The organism is Acinetobacter sp. WA-87 (assembly GCF_039938935.1).
Classification (GTDB): Bacteria; Pseudomonadota; Gammaproteobacteria; order Pseudomonadales; family Moraxellaceae; genus Acinetobacter; species Acinetobacter seifertii.
In genome coordinates this window covers 1,371,720-1,391,180 of the sequence record NZ_JBDUVF010000001.1, presented here as the reverse complement: position 1 = coordinate 1,391,180, position 19,461 = coordinate 1,371,720, and the positions used below count along the sequence as shown (strand labels likewise).

The window sequence follows — 19,461 nt, the reverse complement described above, 5'->3', positions numbered from 1 at the left end:
GCTGAAACATGACAATCTTTGCTGCAATATGGTCGCAGACTCTAAAGTTCGTTTTTTATTATCCATTGTTTATGTCATATCTATGGATGATTGGTGCGATCATTTTCTATTGGAAAGAACGTAAGGCTCCACCTTACGATCAACCGGCTCCATTAGAAAGCTATCCGAAAGTTGCTGTACTTATTCCTTGCTTTAACGAAGGCGATAATGCAGAGGAAACCATTAGTCACGCTTTAAAACTGGATTATCCTAATTTTGAAGTCATTGCGATTAATGATGGTAGTTCGGATAATACGGGTGAAGTCCTAGATCGTTTAGCTGAACAATACGAAAAACTTCGTGTTGTTCACCTTGCACAAAACCAAGGTAAAGCAATGGGCCTACAGGCTGGTAGCCTCATGACCGATGCCGAGTTTTTAATTGGTATCGATGGGGATGCTTTGCTTGACCCGCATGCAGCAAAATGGATGATTCGTCATTTTCTTCAGAATCCAACAGTTGCAGCCGTAACTGGAAACCCACGTATTCGTACGCGTTCAACTTTGTTAGGACGTATTCAAGTCGGTGAGTTTTCTTCGATTGTGGGAATGATTAAACGTGCGCAGCGTACATTTGGTCGTTTGTTTACGGTGTCTGGTGTAATTACGGCTTTCCGTAAAAGTGCTGTTCACCAAGTCGATTATTGGTCACCAAATATGTTGACCGAAGACATCGATATTACTTGGAAATTGCAACGTGCAGGCTGGGACATTCGTTTTGAACCGAATGCCTTGGTCTGGATTTTAATGCCTGAAACATTAAACGGATTGTGGAAACAGCGTTTACGTTGGGCAATGGGTGGGGCACAGGTATTAATTAAAAATATTGATGTGTTCACCAAACCAAAATTGAATTTTTTATGGCCTTTAATGTTTGAGCTTTGCTTAACTTTAGTCTGGTCATATTTAATGCTGGCAATGGCTTTATTGTGGTTGGTACATTTTATTTTCCCAGTCCCTGCATTAGCCGTTGTGAGTTCCCCATTTTTACCGTATGGTACAGGTATTTTATTGGGGGCAACCTGTCTAATTCAGTTTGCTTTAAGCAAATGGATGGATAGTCGTTATGAACCGAATCTAGGAAAAAACTATTTCTGGATGATTTGGTATCCATTGGTCTTTTGGCTAATCACCATTTCGGCAACCATTGTGGCATTTCCAAAAGTCTTACGACGTGGAGATGAGAAACGAGCACGTTGGGTGAGCCCGGATCGGGGCATTCGTTAGATGAAATGCAAGAGTCATGAGATTTTAAAGATCGTGCTGTATTGATGTCTGGGGAAAACCGCAGCACTTCGTTAGGTAAAAGAGAAATGAAGACAAATTCGTTGATTATTGATTTACGTCGTCAATTACCGTGGCACAAGCGCTATGTTTCTACAACAAGCACAGCCATGATGTGGGGCGGTTGGTTGTTGTTGTGGCGTCCGTTCGTGTTTGTATGGCTATTGGTTGAACTACAAAAAACACATTTGGTACACCGTTTATTTAGTGCCTTTGGTGTGGGAATTGAGCATGGCTTTACAGCACTCATTGCTTGTGCAATTGGTTTGTTGCTATGGAGTCATATTTTGCCTGAACGCCGTGTGGGTGGTGATGAACTTGACATGAAGCAGACAGATGATTATGCACGCTACTTTGATTTACCTGAGCAAGAAATTGAGCAGGGACGTAGCCAAAAAATTACGATAGTTCACCACGATGAATTTGGTAAAATTGTTAGAGTTGAATAAGCCAAATTAATTCAAGAAAGCCCACATCATGTGGGCTTTCTTTTTACATATATGTTTTTAGAGAGTAATAAGTTTTAAATCTTGAAAGCTATGTCTAAGTAGGCTTTATTTACCTTTGAAAACAGGTGGACGCTTTTGTAGCATGGCAAAGACACCTTCTTGCACATCTTCTGTGGTCAGCAAAGGCTGTAAATGAGTTTGCAATTGATTAAAAGCAACCTCATAGCCTTCATTAATTGCTTCGCGTGCAGAGGCAAGAGTGGCTTTTACAGCAAGTGGCGCAGCTTGGGAAATATGTTCCGCAAGTTCTATCGCACGGTTAAGCTCCGTCCCTTCAGGGCATATTTCTGTAATCAGATTCATATCAAATGCTGCTTTTGCATCAAAAGGGTCACCTGTTAGTAAATATCGCATCGCTTTGGCCCAGCCAGCAGCTTGAGTAAAGCGAGCAGTCGCGCCGCCAAAAGGTAAGATGCCACGTTGGACTTCAATTTGCGCAAATTGAGTATTTTCACTTGCAATTGCAAGATCTGCATTAAGAAATAGTTCGATACCCGCGGTATAACAGTAGCCCTGTACAGCTACAATTAATGGTTTACTCAGTTTTCGGCCAACTGTACCCCATGGGTTAATTTCTTCATCATTAAAATCGAACACGCCTGTAGCAAGCTTAGGTTGTAACTCAACCAAATCTAAACCCGCCGTAAAATGGTCGCCATGAGCAAAAATAATCGCACAGCGCAGAGCATCATTATTTTCATATTCTGTAAGCGCTAGAGATAAATCTTTAATGAGGTGGCTATCAAAGGCATTGCGTTTTGCTGCCCGATCTAAACCAATTAAAAAAATATGTCCTCGAGTTTCACGGCTGACTTTTCCTTCTTGATTTGACATATTGTCGCGCTCTTTATTTGTGTTTCATTATCTTTTAAACAATCATTTAAAAACGATCAAATACAATTTGTTGATGACTTGGTAAGTGAAAATAAAAGCATGCTGTCAATACTCGTCAAAAGTCAACCTGACGTATAGATGTATCAGGTTGAGCAAGATTATGCAGAGCGCCTTGAATACATTAATAGCCCTAGACATAACAGGATTAAACCTAAAACAAGATGTGAGCTAAGTTGTTCATGGTTGAACCATGTTCCCCAAAAGGTGGCTAAAACAGGGGTGATAATTGTAATAAGTAGTACCGTCGTCGGTTGGAGTACCTTAATGAGTTGATAATAAAAAATCATGGCAAGTACAGAAGAAAAGACAGCACTATAGAAGACCGCTAGTGAAATTTTCAGACTTGGAAGTTCAGTTGGAAGATGTGACCAGAAGAAAGGCAATAAGCATGCGTAACCTACCCACGAGACAAGGCTAGAACCCGTCATTTGTATAATGGGGTGAATATGCGCTCCGACAGATTTTACGGCAAAAGTCGACAATACATAAAACAGCATAGCGATTAGCTCTAGCATAATACCAATACTGTTGAGCTGAAAACCTGATGAAGATAGCCCTAATGTAAAACTCATCCCGACAAGCGCAATACCGAGACCAAGCCACTGCCATGATGAAAAACGCTCACGCCCTAATACAAAAGAACTGACAAGCCCAGATACTAACGGAGAGGTGCCGTAAATAATTGAAATAATGGCTGATGGAACTTTATCTGCACCCATGTAGCAAAAAGCCATGGAACCAAATAAACCAATGGCTCCTGCACAGTAGCTTAAAACCGCTTTTTTACTAAAGATCAGTTTTAAACGGAAAAACTTTAGACATAGTAAAGCAATCGGAATAGCGATGCTAAAGCGAAGGAATAATCCCCATGCCCAGTGAAGTTCTTGTACTGTCCATACGGCGGCAAGTGGTGTAAGCGACCAAATAACAATGACCGCAATAAATTGGCCGGCTGTAGCGAGTCGAGTCGGAGATGAAGGTAATGCTACAGCCGGCTGAATCTGCGGGCTGGACGTACTCTGTTGTTCAAATAAAGGCTTCATATAAAGCTCCATAAAGTAATGTTTTGTAGGAGGAACGGACATAAAAAAAGCCGCTTTTTATGGCGGCTTTTTAAGAAAAATCAGAGAAAATATTATGTAAGTAACTTCTTGATGTTTTTATTCAAAGCGCCAAATTGTCCGAAATAAGGACGTCGGCAATTGACCACACAGAGCATCATCTCTGAGGCGTGGAATTGACGCGCTAGACAATAATGGGATTTAGATAAAAACATGATAAGTATATTAAAAATATAGATGATATTTTTATAACATATAAATAGAAAAGTGCAAATTAGATTCAAGCGTGGGATATAGATTTTGTTGAATACGTTAAATTAGTTGTTTGCTTAGGCCCATATTTTTCTCATAATACCTCGTCAAATTGATCTCAATAAGCAGCTGCTCTTATGTCACCTCTAGAAATCTTTGCGGTCTTAATTAGTCTAATTGGAGTCGGATTAACTGTAATTCGCAATATGTGGTGCTGGCTGTTTAATTTCTTTGCCTTTGTTCTATACGCCTATTTGTTTTACGAATTTAAACTTTATGGTGAAACGATTTTGCAGTTCTTTTTTATGGCTGTAAATTTTTATGGTTTTTACTATTGGCTCAAAGGAAAGCAGCAAGATCACGACATTCGAATTGAACCTATCGCAGTTCAAACCGCGATTATCCAAATGATCATTGCTGCGATAGGTGGCTTACTATTTGGTTTGATACTTAAAAACTTTACCGATGCAGCAGTGCCTATGCTCGACTCACAGCTTGCAGCATTTAGTTTGCTTGCAACTTATTGGACGAGTCGAAAACATATTGCGACTTGGATACTTTGGGTATTTGTCGACATTATTTATGTGGGTATGTTTATTTATAAAGATCTATTTTTAACTTCAGCCTTATATGCAGCCTTTGTATTAATGGCAGCTTATGGTTGGTATCAATGGGAAAAGGTTAAAAGAAAGCAGGTTGATCATATAGATCTTAAAAAAACTATTTAATGTATGAGAAAATATTAAAACAATAATCCTGTTTGGAAACTATTTGATGACTCATACTTTAAAAAAACTTTTATTTTGTTTATTTCTTTGTTCTGGTTATGCAAATGCTCAGATTAACGCTGTTCCTTTAAAGCAGCTTAGTAAATTACCGGATTCATGTCAGAAAGATGAAGCTACTGAAAATAATAAATTAGCTATACAGACGGCACAGATAAAAATACAAAGCTATTCTTGCTTTAACCCTGATATAGCTGATGCGCTAGGCTATAATGTATTTGCTATTCATTTAGATAAAAATAAAACCTATTATTTTAAATCGAAAACTCAGGATATATCCTCAATAGCTGGTCAGACTATACATAAAATTGATTCTGAAACCTTTGCAATAGACAACTATCAAGAGCGTGGCGGAAATTTCATTATTTTTTGGGTAGCGGACTGGTCAAATATTTATACACAAGATATTTCTTATTATACGGATGATGAAACTTCCATAGATAGCTTTATTAAAGACAGACAGATTTATTTACAGAAGAAAAAATATTTGAATAATACCAAAACTGCAAAAGTTGGATCTCCCTTAATCATTATGAAAGACAAACAAAAAGGTTTGATTATTAATAAGACTAAGGCACAAAACTTTTAAATCATTAATTTTTGGACTTTTATGAAAAATTTAACTCATATATTTTTATTTTGTATTGGCTTTTTAGTAGCAACGACCTCTTATGCGCAAGTAAATATTAAACCTTTATGGCATGGTAAAGTATTGAACAGTTTTGATATTCCTTTAAATAATTTGAAAAAGCCAAAGCAGGTTATTAAAGGTGAGGCTGATGAGTGCAATGGTGGTTATTTCCCAGATCAATGGGTATATGACGATGGAGTGGTACTCTCTACAGGTTCTTTAGATAAGGTATATGTAAGCCAGCAAAATGGTCTAAAGTATGGTTCTCGATTATTTAATCATTTAACTTCTGAGAATGAGTTTAAAAAGTTTTTTGGTGAACAGATCTATATGACTAAAAAACATGTTTATTCTTTACAACCTTGGGAAGGTAGTAATGATAGTCTAGACTTTCACTTCCGTAATGGAAAATTGCACTACTATAGGCACTCTATTGATGACTGCTAGTAATTAACTTTTAAGAATAACCATGATCCTGAATTTAGTCATATATAAGCAACAACAGTTTGATGCAGTGGCCCAAAAAATTATGGCTGAACACACAAAATATATAGATTTTAATTCAGTGTCAGATTTCTATAAGGCTGCATGGCTCAAAGATTTTCCACAAGGCACTCGGGTCTCTGCGACAGGTTTAGATGATGGAGCCGAAGAGTTTTATGCAGTGGTGCAGTTTAAACAGCAGTATTTAAAATTTGATATTAAAGAAAATTATTCAACACTGTGTTTTCAGGATATGAATGGTGAAATTTTTAAGCGTAATTTTTAATTGATGAAATAAAAGTACAAAAAAGCGACTTAACGTCGCTTTTTTTAATAGATAAATTTTGAAATTTTATCTGCCGTTGCGATGACCAGAGCGGCGATATCTTCTTTAAAGGTTTTTTCATCATAAGTGGTAATTGGACAGCTCACCGAAAGGACCGCCACCATTTTTCCATTAGATTGTTTGAAAATAGGAGCACCACAAGCAGCCATATCATGATTGTAATGACCCCAGCTCACCATCGATTTTTGGGTTTTTACATAATTTAGTTTTTGTAAGAGTGCTTTCAAGTTAGTTGGGGTAAGTTCTGAGAAACTATCCCACTCATTGAAATTACGATAGCGTTGTCGTACTTCTGCCTCTGGTAAATCCGACAATAACATTTGACCAATAACGGTAGCATGAGCTGGCCAGCGAGTACCCAAACTAATATTGCTGGTAAAAGTACCCATTGATTGAACGTTATTTACAAAAACAATATGTGTACCTTCCAAAACAGTCAGATGTACTGCCAGTTTGGTCTGATCACGTAGTTCTTTCATTAAAGGAGTGGATAAATCGAGTAATGAAAGCTTCGATAAACTGTTAAAACCAAGCTCCATAACTTTTGAGTCAAGCGCATAAGTTTTTTGGGATGCTTTCCTTAAATAGCCACAAGCTTCGAGTGTATAAATAAGACGAAATGCACTAGAACGGTTCACTTCCAAAATTTCGGCAATTTCTGTAATCGTCATTTCTTGTGCTTGTTGATTAAATGCTTGCAAGATGGCTAAACCACGCACAAGCCCTGGTACTAAATATCGATCATCATTTTTTGTCGTTTCTGATTCTTGCAAATCTTCTTCAATCTCTAGGCTCATTTATGTTGTTTTCCTATAAATAAAAAAGGGTTCGAATTGGGGCATTATGCTTTATTTTAGAACTATTGTAATTATAAAGATCACATAAAACATTTTTTATATTTAAAACAAAGTTTTCTTTTTGAAACGTAACAAATTATTTAAAATTAATTAATAGAATGATTTTTATCATTATTTTTACTTTGACAAAAATTAACCAAGAGTATTATTCTTTGCTTGTGTTTTGAAAATGAAATTAAGTTTTGTATATAAAACAAAATGAGGACGCAAAGTATGAGTTGGATCTCAGTTTGTCAGCAGGGTGACGTTAGCGAAGATGAGCCGAAGGCTATCGAAGTTGAAGGAAAAAAAATTGGCGTATTTTTTGTCGATGAAAATTACTTCGCTATCGAAAATGTTTGCCCTCATGCGTATGCCTTATTAACGGAAGGATTTATCGAAGATCAAACTGTTGAATGTCCATTGCACGAAGCAATTTTTGACATTCAGACAGGTGAGCTAAAAAGTGGGCCCGGGTGTAGAAACCTATGTACGTACCCAGTTCGTGTTGAAGGACAGGATATTCAAATTCAACTCTAGTCCTCACATGTACAAGGAAGCAGAACAATGAAGACATTTAATGAAAAGTTAGCAAGCTGGATTCATGCAACGCCAGCAACCGAAGCAGGTATCAACAATATTCAAATTCCTGGTCAATCTGAATTGTTGGTTTGGCAGACACGTTATAAAGAACCGACTCTCTACGAGCAAGATTTTGTAAAGAACTTGATTCAAGCATTTTCTGCGGGTGCAACAGCGCTAGATGATGTTGTTTCTGCACTTAATCAACAGGGTTTCCGCTGCGAATCTGGTGATGAATGGACTTCTGCAAGCTTTACAGAAGAAATGCAACGTTTAGGTTATTGATTCAGGGAAGAATAAAATGAACGCAATCGTATCAACTTCACAAAGTGCTGAAGAATATTTAGAACTTGGTTTACGTGACCAATGGCATCCGGTTTTGGCAAGTTGGGAAGTCGCTGCTAATCCTGTCGGAATTACCCGTTTAGGCGAAAACATTGTGGTTTGGCGTGATGCCGAAGGGCAGGTTCATGCACTTGAAGATCGCTGTCCGCATCGCGGCGCTCGTCTTTCCCTTGGTTGGAACTTGGGTGACCGAGTTGCTTGTTGGTATCACGGTGTTGAAGTTCGTGCTGATGGTGTGGTTGCCGATGTGCCAGCAGTTCATGAATGTCCAATGACTGGAACTAAATGCTTAAAGAACTATCCAGTAATTGAGCAGCATGGTGCAATCTTTATCTGGTTTGGTATTGATGCAAATGAACAACCAGCGCCGCTTGAGTTCCCAGAACAACTTGCCAGTGAAGAGTGGAGTGCCTTCCTTTGCCAAGCAGACTGGAAAGTGAACCATCAATACGCGATTGATAACGTGATGGACCCAATGCATGGTAGTTATTTACATGCGACATCGCACTCGATGGCAGATGGTGATCGTACCGCAGAGATGAAACATCGCACGACCGATAATGGTTTTATTTTTGAAAAAGAAGGTCAATTAGGTGTGAACTTCGATTGGGTTGAATATGGTTCAACAGGTGCGAGCTGGTTACGTCTGTCAATTCCATACCGCAAACAATTTGGCCCAGGTGGTGAGTTCTGGATCGTGGGCTATGCAACGCCAATTGATGCTAACAATACCCGCGTATTTTTCTGGCGCTGCCGTAAGGTGAGTGGCTGGCAACGTAATGTATGGCGCTTCTTGTATCGCAATCATTTAGAGCAGTTGCATTGGGACGTATTGGAACAAGACCGAATTATTTTAGAAAACCTTGCGCCAAATGCACGTGAACAAGAATTCCTCTATCAACACGATGTTGGCCTTGCTCGTTTACGCCGTTTAATGAAAAAAGAAGCTGAAAAGCAATTAAAGAAAATTGCTGCGCTAAATGCATCAAACCGTATTGAGATGCAGGAAGAAGCTCATGGCTAATGTAGCGTTGTTGCAAGGCAAAAAAGTTTTAGTAACTGGTGCAGCACGCGGTTTAGGCCGAGATTTTGCTCAAGCTATTGCCGAGGCTGGTGCTGAGGTTGTAATGGCAGATATTTTATCTGACATGGTACAACAAGAAGCACAAGCTTTGCAAAAACAAGAACTGAATGTTCATGCTGTTACCGTTGACCTTGCCAATGCAGACTCTATTGAAAATGCGGTTGCAAAAAGTGTTGACGTACTCCAAGGACTAGATGGCCTTGTGAACTGCGCGGCACTGGCAACCAATGTTGGTGGAAAAAATATGATTGATTACGATCCTGAACTTTGGGATCGGGTCATGAATATTAATGTGAAAGGCACATGGCTCATCAGTAAGGCATGCGTTCCCCATTTAAAGCAATCGGTTGCAGGCAAGATCATTAATGTTGCTTCCGATACAGCACTTTGGGGCGCACCAAACCTGATGGCTTATGTTGCAAGTAAAGGTGCAATTGTTGCCATGACGCGTTCAATGGCAAGAGAGTTGGGACAATCTAATATCTGTGTCAACACATTGTCACCGGGACTTACTCTGGTTGAAGCAACCGAGTATGTACCACAGGAACGTCACGATTTATATGTCAATGGAAGAGCGATTCAACGTCAGCAACTTCCACAAGATTTAAATGGAACAGCATTGTATCTACTGTCGGATTTGTCCTCTTTTGTGACAGGTCAAAATATTCCGGTCAATGGCGGTTTTGTCTTTAACTAAGGAGTAGTCAAATGATTACAGGGATCGAGATTTTAAAGTTTGGAGTTGAGGATAGAGCCGCTTCAAACAAGTTTCTAGCAGATTTTGGTTTAAGCCAAAGTACTTCGGATATTGAAGGTACAGATTTATACCAAACTCAAAATGGCAGCAAGATTTATCTATTTAATTGTGATGATGATCGTTTGCCACCTGCGATTGAACAAGGCTCAACTTTACGTGAAGTCACTTGGGGTGTTGAAAGTGCTCAAGACCTTGATGACTTGGCAGTTCGTTTGGCTGATGTAGCAGGTTTTAAACGTTCTGAACATACAGTTCAGTGTCTTGACCCAAATGGCATGACGATTCGTTTTGAACAAAGTTTTGTTAAAGATGTCTCTGAACTTAAAACGGAAGGTATTAACCAATACGGCAACATTCAACGTGTTAATGCAGCAAGTCCTGTCTATGAAAAGGGTCAACCTGTTGCGATTGGACACGTGGTGTTCTTCACACCAGATTTGGCAACAACTGAAAACTTCTATATTGAAAAAGTAGGTTTCCATTTATCTGATGCCTATAAAAATCGCGGTGCATTCTTACGTTGCCGCGGTGAAGGTTATCACCATGATTTATTCTTGCTCAGTGTTCCAAATAAACCTGCTGGCTTAAATCACGTTGCGTTTGTAGTACGTGATATCCATGAGGTGATTGGGGGCGGTTTAAATATGAATCGTTCGGAATGGTCAACTTTTATTGGACCGGGACGTCATCCAATTTCTTCTGCTTATTTCTGGTACGTCAACTCGCCATTAGGTGGTGCGTTTGAATATTACACCAATGATGATTATTTGACAGAAGAATGGCAGCCACGTGTAGAAGAGCATCGTTTAGAGCTTTTCACCGAATGGGCGATTGAAGGTGGTCTTGATGACACAACCCGCCGTCAGGTGAAGCCTGTTTAACAGGTGTGGCTGAACAAGGAAGATGGCTATGGAAAAGATCGTAATTGTAGGTGCCGGACAGGCAGCGGGTTGGGCAGTAAGTACCTTACGCCAAAATGGTTATGTGGGCGAAATTCACGTGGTTTCAAATGAAGACCAGGTGTTTTACGAGCGTCCACCACTGTCTAAGCAAGTACTTTCAAAAGAAGCTACTTATGAAAGTTTGAATCTGTTCTCACCTGAACAGGTTCAAGAGTTCAACGTTCAATGGCATAAACCAGAAATTGCAACAAAAGTCGATCGTGAGCAAAAACAGGTTCATTTAGAAAGTGGCCAAGTTTTACCGTATGACAAATTGCTGATTGCAACTGGAAGCCGTGCACGTGTACCCGTCAATACATGGCAGTTTATTCCAAATGTTGTGACCCTACGTAATGTGCATGACTGTGAACGTTTGGCTGAAATTTTAAAGAATGCAAAAAATGTCGCTGTGATTGGCGGCGGCTGGATTGGTTTAGAAATTGCTGCAACTGCACGTAAGCAAGGTAAAGAGGTACATGTTTTTGAATATGGCGACCGCTTATGTGCAAGAAGTGTGAGTCCGGAAGTTTCTGCATTTTTAAAAAATATGCATGAAACACAAGGCACAAAAATTCATTTAGACAGCAAAAGCCTTCATTTGGTTGAAGCACCGAATCAGAAAGTTGAAGTGGTGAACCATCCTCAACATAGCCAGTTATTTGACTGTGTTGTGGTAGGTGCTGGTGCTGAAATTGCCAAAGAGTTAGGTGTGCACGCTGGTCTCGATGTGAAAGATGGCATTGTGGTGAATTGTTTTGGGCAAACCTCAGATCAAAACATTTATGCTGCAGGTGATGTCGCAATTCATCCGAGCTTGGGTTATTGCATTCAGTCTTGGGCAAATGCACAAAATCAAGCGATTGCAGCAGCAAAGTCAATGCTCGGAATTGATACTGAATATACCGATATTCCATGGCTCTGGTCTGATCAGTACCACTTCAATATTCAGATTTTAGGTACGTATCAACCAGATAGAACCAAAGAAGTAGTGATTCGCCAAGGTGGTGAGGATCAGGTGAGTTATTTATATCTCGACCATGAAAATCGTTTGCTGAATATGATTGCCATTAATGATTCGAAGCTGATCAAACTGGCAAAACGTTGGATGCAAGCCAACACCGTTTTAGATCCAAAATTATTAGCAGATGCCGAATTTAATGTCATGAAGTTAAAACCGTAAGCATTAAATCTGGTTCTCATTACCAAATCGAAGGAATGACGCATGAGTAATGAAGAAAAAAGTGGATTGAAGCATTGGGTGCCTGCTTTTGTCCTTATGGTGTGTGTGGTACTGGCATTTTTCGACAAGATTAGTATTGCGGTTTTATTTTCAGATCCTCATTTTCAAACTGCAATGGGAATTGCTGAAGATAAGGCCAAGCTTGGATGGCTCATGACAAGTTTCTTGCTTGCTTATGGCTTTTCATCGGTTTTTCTAAGCTTCTTGGGTGACATTTTTAACCCAAAGAAAATGCTGTTCTGGAGCGTAACATCATGGGGTTTACTCATGTTCTGTATGGGCTTCACCACCAGTTATTCAGGCATGTTGATTTTACGTGTACTGCTTGGTTTGGCAGAAGGTCCGTTATTTGCCTTGGCGTATACCATTGTTAAGCAGACTTATACAGACCGTCAGCAGGCACGTGCTTCTACTATGTTCTTACTGGGTACACCGATTGGTGCATTCCTTGGTTTCCCGATCACTGCAAATGTTTTAGCTCATCACGACTGGCACACCACTTTTTTTGTGATGGCTGCGCTAACCCTAATTGCCATTTTCAGTATTGTTTTTGGTTTGCGTAACTTACAGCTCAAGAAAACTGTCGAAATTGAGGGCGAGAGTAAACGTACCAATTTCAAAGGCCACATTGCTAATACTAAATTGCTGCTCAGCAACAGCGCGTTCTGGCTGGTTTGCCTCTTTAACATTGCATTAATGACTTATTTGTGGGGCTTAAACAGCTGGGTTCCTTCTTATCTTATTCAAGACAAAGGATTCAATCTCAAAGAGTTTGGGATGTATTCAAGCTTTCCATTCATTGCCATGTTAATTGGCGAAATCATCGGTGCGTTTTTATCTGACAAGTTAGGCCGCCGAGCAATTCAAGTCTTTAGCGGTTTATTACTCGCGGGCATCTTCATGTATGTGATGGTCATTATGACTCAACCATTATTGATTATTGCTGCCATGTCTTTAAGTGCGATGGCGTGGGGTTTTGGAGTAGCAGCTGTATTTGCTTTGCTTGCCCGAGTAACCACCTCAAATGTAGGGGCGACTGCGGGTGGAATATTTAACGGTTTAGGTAATTTTGCAAGTGCAATTGCGCCTGTTCTTATCGGTTACATCGTGATGCAAACACATAGTTTTAATTTAGGAATTAGCTTCTTGGCTGCTGTCGCTGTCATTGGGTCGTTGTTCTTGGTTCCTCTTTTAAAACGTTATTAATTCACTGTATAGGAGTTTAAAAAATGACTACACAACAATTCGAATCGTGGGCACAACCAGAGGGTGCTTCTTTAGAAGATTGGTTAAATACGCGTATTGCTCGCTTTGAGACACGTAAATACGACTTCGATGCTTTGAAGTTCCAAGCAGATTACGATCCGAAGTATCGCCGTGCACAAATGCGTTACATGGGTACGGGTGCAACAGGTGTTGCAAATGACGGTAACACTGTTCCAGCAGAAAACTTCACATTTTCCACAATGGTTTTGCCTGCACAGTGTGAAGGTCCTTTGCATATTCACCACGATGTTGAAGAAGTGTTCTTTATGCTTCGCGGCGAAATTGATTTGTTCATTGAGCACAACGGCGAAAAATTTGAGACCCGTTTAAAAGAGCGTGACCTGATTTCAATTCCACCGGGAATCTATCGTGGTCTTTTTAACCCAGGTCAAGAAGATGCCTTGATGTGTGTGATGTTGGGAACAGGTAAACCAACCATTCCTAACTATCCACCAGAGCATCCGCTGTCTCAAATCAAACGTTAATTGTTTGATGAAGTGAATGAAAGGAAATAATCGAAAATGATGACACTCATTGAAAAGTTAGCAGAATTTCCGGTGAAAACCGTTACTGTTCAAGGCCAGCAGCAAGCCTATCGGGAAGCCGGTCAGGGCGAGTACCTTGTGCTGTTGCATGGCATTAGTTCAGGTTCTGCTTCATGGGTGAACCAACTTGAAGTGCTGTCTCATCATTTTCATGTCATTGCCTGGGATGCACCGGGCTATGGCAAATCAGATGAACTTTTAACGGATCAACCGAATGCTACCGATTACGCAAAGCGTTTGGCAGTGTTATTCAATACTTTAAAAATTGAAAAAGCAATTGTGGTAGGACACTCATTAGGTGCCTTACAGGCGAGTGCATTTGCTGCACTTTACCCAGAGCGAGTGAAGCACTTAGTTGTTGCTAACTTGGCTCAAGGCTACCAACGCCACGATGAACAAACACAAATTCAGGTTTTTGAAAAAAGACCAAAAATGTTGAAAGAACTTGGTGCTAAAGGAATGGCCGAAAGCCGTGGACCTCATTTGATTTATAGACAAGAGCCACAAGCCTTAGCTTTAGTTTCAGAGGTGATGCAGCAGTTGACCTTACAAGGTTTCACCCATGCATCGTACTTACTCGCATATGACGAAATACGTAATTATTTAACCGATTTAAAAGTCCCATGCACAGTCATTGCAGGGCAGCAAGATCAAATCACTCCTGCGTTAGGTATACAAGAGCTTGCTCAGGAATTGCAGTTGGAACAGCGCTTCATCATAGAAGATGCAGGGCATTTAAGTTATGTCGACCAACCGCAAGCATTTAACCAAATTATGTTGACGATTCAGGAACAATCGTAAGAGAGATTAAGGATTATGAGCTTCCAAGTTGAAGGAAAAGTTGCAGTTGTTACCGGTGGCTCATCTGGGATTGGGCTGGCTGCTGTTGAAATACTGGTTGCAGAGGGTGCAAAAGTTGCTTGGTGTGGTCGCGATGAAGAACGTTTAAATGCTTCTAAGCACTATATTTTAGAAAAATTTCCACATGCCAATATTTTTACCAAAGCATGTAATGTGTTGAAAAAAGAAGAAGTCCAGCAATTTGCCAAAGAGGTCAAACTCAATTTGGGCAATGTGGACATGCTCATTAACAATGCTGGGCAAGGCCGTGTTTCAAATTTTGAAAACACACAAGATGAAGACTGGATGAAAGAAATTGAGCTGAAATATTTCAGTGTTTTACATCCGGTACGGGCTTTTCTCGACGACTTAAAACAGTCGGCAAATGCCTCAATTACCAATGTGAACTCGTTACTGGCATTGCAACCAGAACCGCACATGATTGCGACTTCATCTGCACGTGCTGCGCTGTTGAATTTAACCCATTCATTGGCGCATGAGTTTACTCAATATGGCGTTCGTGTGAACTCGATTTTACTTGGAATGGTCGAATCTGCGCAGTGGAAACGCCGTTATGAAACCCGTTCAGATTTGAATCTGTCATGGGAAGAGTGGACCGGCAATATTGCAAAAAATCGCGGTATTCCAATGCAGCGTTTAGGCCGCCCAGAAGAGCCTGCACGTGCTTTAGTTTTCTTGGCATCACCATTGGCATCTTACACCACAGGTTCGGCAATAGATGTCTCGGGTGGTTTTAACAAACATTTATAAATACCAGGTGCTGTCATGAAAAAGTTGATGATGATTGGTTTTGGCGCAATGGCAGCAGAAGTGTATGCCCACTTGCCTCAAGATCTGCAACTCAAATGGATTGTAGTGCCATCTCGCAGCATTGAAAAAGTGCAGTCACAAGTCTCTTCCGAGATTCAGGTGATTTCAGATATTGAGCAATGTGATGGTACCCCAGACTATGTCATTGAGGTGGCAGGTCAAGCAGCAGTAAAAGAGCATGCTCAAAAAGTTTTAGCGAAAGGCTGGACCATTGGTCTGATTTCGGTGGGTACTTTGGCTGATAGTGAATTTTTGGTTCAGCTTAAGCAAACTGCCGAAAAAAATGATGCCCATCTGCATTTACTGGCAGGGGCTATCGCAGGTATTGACGGTATTTCTGCTGCTAAAGAAGGTGGCTTGCAAAAGGTCACTTATAAAGGTTGTAAAAGTCCAAAAAGCTGGAAGGGCAGTTATGCAGAGCAATTGGTCGATTTAGACCATGTTTCAGAACCTACGGTCTTTTTTACAGGAACTGCGCGTGAAGCTGCCATGAAATTTCCGGCCAATGCCAACGTTGCAGCAACGATTGCACTTGCAGGGCTTGGAATGGATGAAACCATGGTTGAGTTAACTGTTGATCCAACCATCAACAAAAACAAACACACCATTGTGGCAGAAGGTGGCTTTGGACAAATGACCATTGAACTGGTGGGCGTGCCGTTACCAAGTAATCCAAAAACATCAACTTTGGCTGCGCTTAGCGTGATTCGTGCTTGTCGCAACAGTGTAGAAGCAATACAGATTTAAGAAGGATTTGATCATGGCGAAGGAAATTTATATTGCAGGTGAATGGCGATTAGGTCGTGGTGCAGTCATTCAAAGCCTGTTTCCGGCAGATCAGTCGGTAAACGCTGAGCTTTCAACAGCAACGCTTGAAGATGTAAATGAAGCAATTGAGAAAGCAGATCAGGCTTGGCGTCAACCAAGCTGGAGAAACAGCTTGCCGCATGAGCGCGCACGTATTCTCTACAAAGTTGCAGACATTATTGAAGCGCGTGTAGATGAGTTAGCGAAATTACAAACACGTGATAATGGTAAGCCTTTAACCGAAACTCGTGGCTTGGTGATGAGCGCGGCGGCAACTGCACGTTATGTTGCTGCGGCATGTGAAACGTTGAACGATGAGCTTACCACTCAACGTGCTCCAGACTTTATGACCATGAGTGTGCATGAACCTGTCGGCGTGGTAGCAGCAATTACACCTTGGAACTCTCCAATCGCGAGTGAAGTTCAAAAGCTTGCTCCAGCTTTGGCAGCAGGAAATGCCGTGGTGTTAAAACCAGCAGAAGCAACTTCATTGATTGCTTTAGAGCTTGCCAAAATTTTTGAAGAAGCAGGCTTACCAAAAGGCTTACTCAGTGTGTTAGTTGGTCGCGGTTCTGTGATTGGTGACGCAATTGCTCAACATCCATTGGTTCGCAAAATCTCTTTTACAGGTGGAACAACCACGGGTCGTCATTTGGCACACATTGCCGCAGATAAACTCATTACCACTTCGCTTGAGTTAGGTGGAAAGTCACCAACCATCGTTTTACCAGATGCTGATGTAGAACTTGCTGCTAAAGGTGTTGCGTACGGTATTTTTAGCTCAGCAGGCCAAGCGTGTATCGCAGGTTCTCGCTTGTTTATTCATAGCAGTCTTTACGATCAGTTTTTAACGCGTTTGGTTGAAATAACCAAAGGCTTACGTGTGGGCCACCCGGAACAAGCTGGTGTGCATTTAGGGCCACTGGTTAATGACAAACATTTGCAGTCAGTTGACCGCTATGTGCAGCTTGCTAAAAGTGAAGGTGGTCAGGTTCTAATTGGTGGTGAAGCGCTTACGGCTGGTGACTATGCCAAAGGGAGCTATTACTTACCGACCATTATTACGGGCTTAAATAACAGTGCTCAAACCTGTCAGGAAGAAATTTTTGGTCCTGTTTTAGTGGTTATGAAATATGACAACGAGCAAGATTTAATTGCCCAAGCCAACGACAGTTGTTTTGGCCTTGCTGCAGGTATCTGGACTGAAAGCTATCGCAAAGCTTGGCGTATTGCACGTGCCTTAGAAGTGGGAACGGTATGGATTAATACCTACAAAAAGTTCTCGATTAGTGCACCGTTTGGTGGCTTTAAAGACAGTGGTATCGGGCGTGAAAAAGGCCGTTTGGGCATTTTATCGTATATGCAACAAAAGAGTATTTATATGGGGCTGAATGAACAGCCTAACCCTTGGTGCGATTAATAAATTCAAGGACTGAAAACAAATTTTGAGGAACAGACATGACTGAACGTGTAAATGTAGGCGAAGCAATCGCAAGAGTTTTAGAAGCGCACCAAGTTGATAGTATTTATGGTGTTATTTCCATCCACAATTTACCGATTGCCGATGCAGTAGGGCGCCGTGAAAAAATGCGCTTTGTCGCAGCCCGTGGTGAAGCGGGTGCAGTCACCATGGCAGATGCACACTCACGCTTTAAAGGCTTAGGTGTTGCGCTGACCAGTACAGGTGCTGGTGCAGGTAACGCGGTAGGTTCACTGATTGAAGCAATGAATGCAGGTAGTCCTGTATTGCATTTAACAGGTCAAGTTGAGCGTGAATATCTCGACCGTGATGCAAGCTTCATCCATGAAACCAAAGACCAACTTACATTCTTGCGTGCATCGAGCAAAGCAGCGTTCCGTATTAGCAGCCCAGACAATGCAGTTGGTGTAATACGTGAAGCAATCCGTGTAGCAACCACAGTTCCAATGGGACCAGTAAGTGTTGAGCTGCCGATTGATGTGCAGGCAGCAGAAATTGATTTGCCACTTAACTTAGGACCAGTCAAAGCGCTTGAGTTACCACAGGCAGAGCAAGCAGAAATTGATCTTCTTGTCAGTGAAATCAAAAAAGCAAAACGTCCAATTTTCTGGATTGGCGGTGGAACTTTAAATAGTATTGCAGAAGTGAAAGCAATTGCAGATTTAGGTATTCCGGTTGTTTCATCGACTCATGCTCGTGGGGTGTTGGCAGATGATCATCCACGTAGCTTAGGTGCTTTCCATAACTCGGCAGGTGTTGAGCAGTTATTAAAAGATGCTGACTTAATGGTAGTCGTAGGTTCTCGTTTACGTAGTAATGAAACTAAAACCTATTCGGTTGAATTCCCTGAAAATATTATTCAGGTAGATGCCAACCCAGTGGCTCAGCAACGTAATTACAAAATTCGCAACTTCATTTGTGGCGATGCCAAAGATGTCTTAACACGTGTGTTAGAACAGCTTCAAGGCATTTCAAAAGTTGATGCTGACTACGATGCTGCTGTAGTAGCTGCTAAGCAGGCTGCAATTGATGCACTGCGTAAACAAATCGATCAGTACGCTTTAATTTGTGATCACTTACGTGCAGCTTTACCTCAAGACGGTATTTTTGTACGTGACATCACCATGTCGGGTAGTACATGGGGTAGTCGTTTATTCCCTGTACAAGCACCAAACCAAAACATCCACTCACTTGCGGGTGCAATTGGGTTAGGCCTTGCAACAGCAATCGGCGCTTCAATTGCTAACCCTGACAAAAAAGTGATTGGTTTAGTCGGCGATGGCGGCTTAATGCTTGGTATTGGTGAGATTGCAACCATGGTGCAAGAAAAGACCAATATGATCTTAATGATTATGAATGATGGTGGTTATGGCGTAATGCGTGGCATTCAAAATAATTATTTCGGTGGTCGCCAGTATTTCAATGAACTGCATACGCCTGACTACAAACTTCTTGGCGAATCAATGGGTGTGAAAAGCTGGAAAGTAGGTAGTGCAGATGAGTTTAAAACGGTTATTCAAGAGGCTGTCGCTTTTGAAGGGCCAACCGTGATTGAGCTGGATATGAACTCGATTGGACCATTAAACTTCGCGGGTCCACCGCAAAAGAAACTGTATTAACCAGT

At 41.0% G+C, this 19,461-nt stretch carries 22 protein-coding genes; 19 read left to right on the top strand and 3 right to left on the bottom strand.

Going from position 1 to position 19,461, the window contains the following annotated elements:
* The first annotated feature begins 8 nt into the window (after nt 1–8).
* Nucleotides 9–1,265 carry a poly-beta-1,6-N-acetyl-D-glucosamine synthase gene (pgaC, locus tag ABFY81_RS06530; RefSeq protein WP_068936624.1) on the top strand — a complete coding sequence of 419 codons (1,257 nt, stop codon included), beginning with the start codon at nt 9–11 and terminating at the stop codon, nt 1,263–1,265.
* 86 nt (nt 1,266–1,351) lie between these two features.
* The gene (gene pgaD, locus ABFY81_RS06525) at nt 1,352–1,771 is read left to right on the top strand and encodes a poly-beta-1,6-N-acetyl-D-glucosamine biosynthesis protein PgaD (protein WP_004703183.1); all 420 of its coding nucleotides are present in this window, start codon (nt 1,352–1,354) and stop codon (nt 1,769–1,771) included.
* A 105-nt stretch (nt 1,772–1,876) separates the two neighbouring features.
* On the opposite strand, the gene ABFY81_RS06520 is transcribed toward pgaD, so the two are convergent.
* Nucleotides 1,877–2,665, bottom strand: a complete 789-nt coding sequence (locus ABFY81_RS06520; RefSeq protein WP_347913364.1) for a crotonase/enoyl-CoA hydratase family protein — start codon at nt 2,663–2,665, stop codon at nt 1,877–1,879.
* Between the two features lie 158 nt (nt 2,666–2,823).
* Nucleotides 2,824–3,768: a DMT family transporter gene (locus ABFY81_RS06515; RefSeq protein WP_347913363.1), complete on the bottom strand. Its 945-nt coding sequence runs from the start codon at nt 3,766–3,768 to the stop codon at nt 2,824–2,826.
* Between the two features lie 407 nt (nt 3,769–4,175).
* On the opposite strand from ABFY81_RS06515, the gene pnuC reads away from it, so the two are divergent.
* The 4 genes from pnuC to ABFY81_RS06495 are packed head-to-tail and all read left to right on the top strand — an operon-like array spanning nt 4,176 to nt 6,223.
* On the top strand, nt 4,176–4,766 hold the full coding sequence (pnuC, locus tag ABFY81_RS06510) for a nicotinamide riboside transporter PnuC (RefSeq protein ID WP_134262887.1): 591 nt from the start codon (nt 4,176–4,178) through the stop codon (nt 4,764–4,766).
* A 46-nt stretch (nt 4,767–4,812) separates the two neighbouring features.
* Nucleotides 4,813–5,412, top strand: coding sequence for a hypothetical protein (locus ABFY81_RS06505; protein WP_347913362.1), 600 nt, complete (start codon nt 4,813–4,815; stop codon nt 5,410–5,412).
* A 21-nt stretch (nt 5,413–5,433) separates the two neighbouring features.
* Nucleotides 5,434–5,901, top strand: coding sequence for a hypothetical protein (locus ABFY81_RS06500; RefSeq protein ID WP_347913361.1), 468 nt, complete (start codon nt 5,434–5,436; stop codon nt 5,899–5,901).
* A 22-nt stretch (nt 5,902–5,923) separates the two neighbouring features.
* Nucleotides 5,924–6,223, top strand: coding sequence for a hypothetical protein (locus tag ABFY81_RS06495; protein WP_347913360.1), 300 nt, complete (start codon nt 5,924–5,926; stop codon nt 6,221–6,223).
* A gap of 44 nt (nt 6,224–6,267) precedes the next feature.
* Here ABFY81_RS06495 and ABFY81_RS06490 read toward each other — a convergent pair whose 3' ends face one another.
* Entirely contained in the window at nt 6,268–7,080 is an 813-nt protein-coding gene (locus ABFY81_RS06490; protein WP_004703172.1) for an IclR family transcriptional regulator, read from the bottom strand.
* A gap of 273 nt (nt 7,081–7,353) precedes the next feature.
* Between ABFY81_RS06490 and ABFY81_RS06485 the strand changes: the two genes are divergently transcribed.
* From ABFY81_RS06485 to ABFY81_RS06425, 13 genes are read left to right on the top strand one after another with little or no spacing between them, the layout of a single operon-like run.
* Nucleotides 7,354–7,659 carry a non-heme iron oxygenase ferredoxin subunit gene (locus ABFY81_RS06485; RefSeq protein WP_000118513.1) on the top strand — a complete coding sequence of 102 codons (306 nt, stop codon included), beginning with the start codon at nt 7,354–7,356 and terminating at the stop codon, nt 7,657–7,659.
* Nucleotides 7,660–7,686: 27 nt separating this feature from the next.
* Nucleotides 7,687–7,986: a recombinase-like helix-turn-helix domain-containing protein gene (locus ABFY81_RS06480; protein ID WP_019456951.1), complete on the top strand. Its 300-nt coding sequence runs from the start codon at nt 7,687–7,689 to the stop codon at nt 7,984–7,986.
* 16 nt (nt 7,987–8,002) lie between these two features.
* A complete protein-coding gene (locus ABFY81_RS06475) occupies nt 8,003–9,070 on the top strand; it encodes an aromatic ring-hydroxylating dioxygenase subunit alpha (RefSeq protein ID WP_004703167.1) in 1,068 nt (355 codons plus the stop codon).
* A complete protein-coding gene (locus ABFY81_RS06470; RefSeq protein ID WP_347913359.1) occupies nt 9,063–9,827 on the top strand; it encodes an SDR family oxidoreductase in 765 nt (254 codons plus the stop codon). The genes ABFY81_RS06475 and ABFY81_RS06470 overlap by 8 nt, the downstream gene beginning before the upstream one ends.
* 11 nt (nt 9,828–9,838) lie before the next feature.
* The gene (locus ABFY81_RS06465; protein ID WP_347913358.1) at nt 9,839–10,768 is read left to right on the top strand and encodes a VOC family protein; all 930 of its coding nucleotides are present in this window, start codon (nt 9,839–9,841) and stop codon (nt 10,766–10,768) included.
* Nucleotides 10,769–10,796: 28 nt separating this feature from the next.
* Nucleotides 10,797–12,008: an FAD-dependent oxidoreductase gene (locus tag ABFY81_RS06460; protein ID WP_198071509.1), complete on the top strand. Its 1,212-nt coding sequence runs from the start codon at nt 10,797–10,799 to the stop codon at nt 12,006–12,008.
* A gap of 42 nt (nt 12,009–12,050) precedes the next feature.
* A complete protein-coding gene (locus ABFY81_RS06455; RefSeq protein ID WP_347913357.1) occupies nt 12,051–13,274 on the top strand; it encodes an MFS transporter in 1,224 nt (407 codons plus the stop codon).
* Nucleotides 13,275–13,297: 23 nt separating this feature from the next.
* The gene (locus ABFY81_RS06450) at nt 13,298–13,819 is read left to right on the top strand and encodes a cupin domain-containing protein (RefSeq protein WP_019456955.1); all 522 of its coding nucleotides are present in this window, start codon (nt 13,298–13,300) and stop codon (nt 13,817–13,819) included.
* A gap of 36 nt (nt 13,820–13,855) precedes the next feature.
* Nucleotides 13,856–14,680, top strand: coding sequence for an alpha/beta hydrolase (locus tag ABFY81_RS06445; protein ID WP_347913356.1), 825 nt, complete (start codon nt 13,856–13,858; stop codon nt 14,678–14,680).
* Between the two features lie 15 nt (nt 14,681–14,695).
* Nucleotides 14,696–15,490 carry an SDR family oxidoreductase gene (locus tag ABFY81_RS06440; protein ID WP_000009973.1) on the top strand — a complete coding sequence of 265 codons (795 nt, stop codon included), beginning with the start codon at nt 14,696–14,698 and terminating at the stop codon, nt 15,488–15,490.
* 15 nt (nt 15,491–15,505) lie between these two features.
* Complete coding sequence (locus tag ABFY81_RS06435; RefSeq protein ID WP_000735782.1) at nt 15,506–16,297, top strand: aspartate dehydrogenase; 792 nt, start codon at nt 15,506–15,508, stop codon at nt 16,295–16,297.
* Between the two features lie 13 nt (nt 16,298–16,310).
* Nucleotides 16,311–17,777, top strand: a complete 1,467-nt coding sequence (locus ABFY81_RS06430; RefSeq protein ID WP_005803007.1) for an aldehyde dehydrogenase — start codon at nt 16,311–16,313, stop codon at nt 17,775–17,777.
* A gap of 38 nt (nt 17,778–17,815) precedes the next feature.
* Entirely contained in the window at nt 17,816–19,456 is a 1,641-nt protein-coding gene (locus tag ABFY81_RS06425; RefSeq protein ID WP_347913355.1) for a thiamine pyrophosphate-binding protein, read from the top strand.
* Nucleotides 19,457–19,461 lie beyond the last annotated feature (5 nt).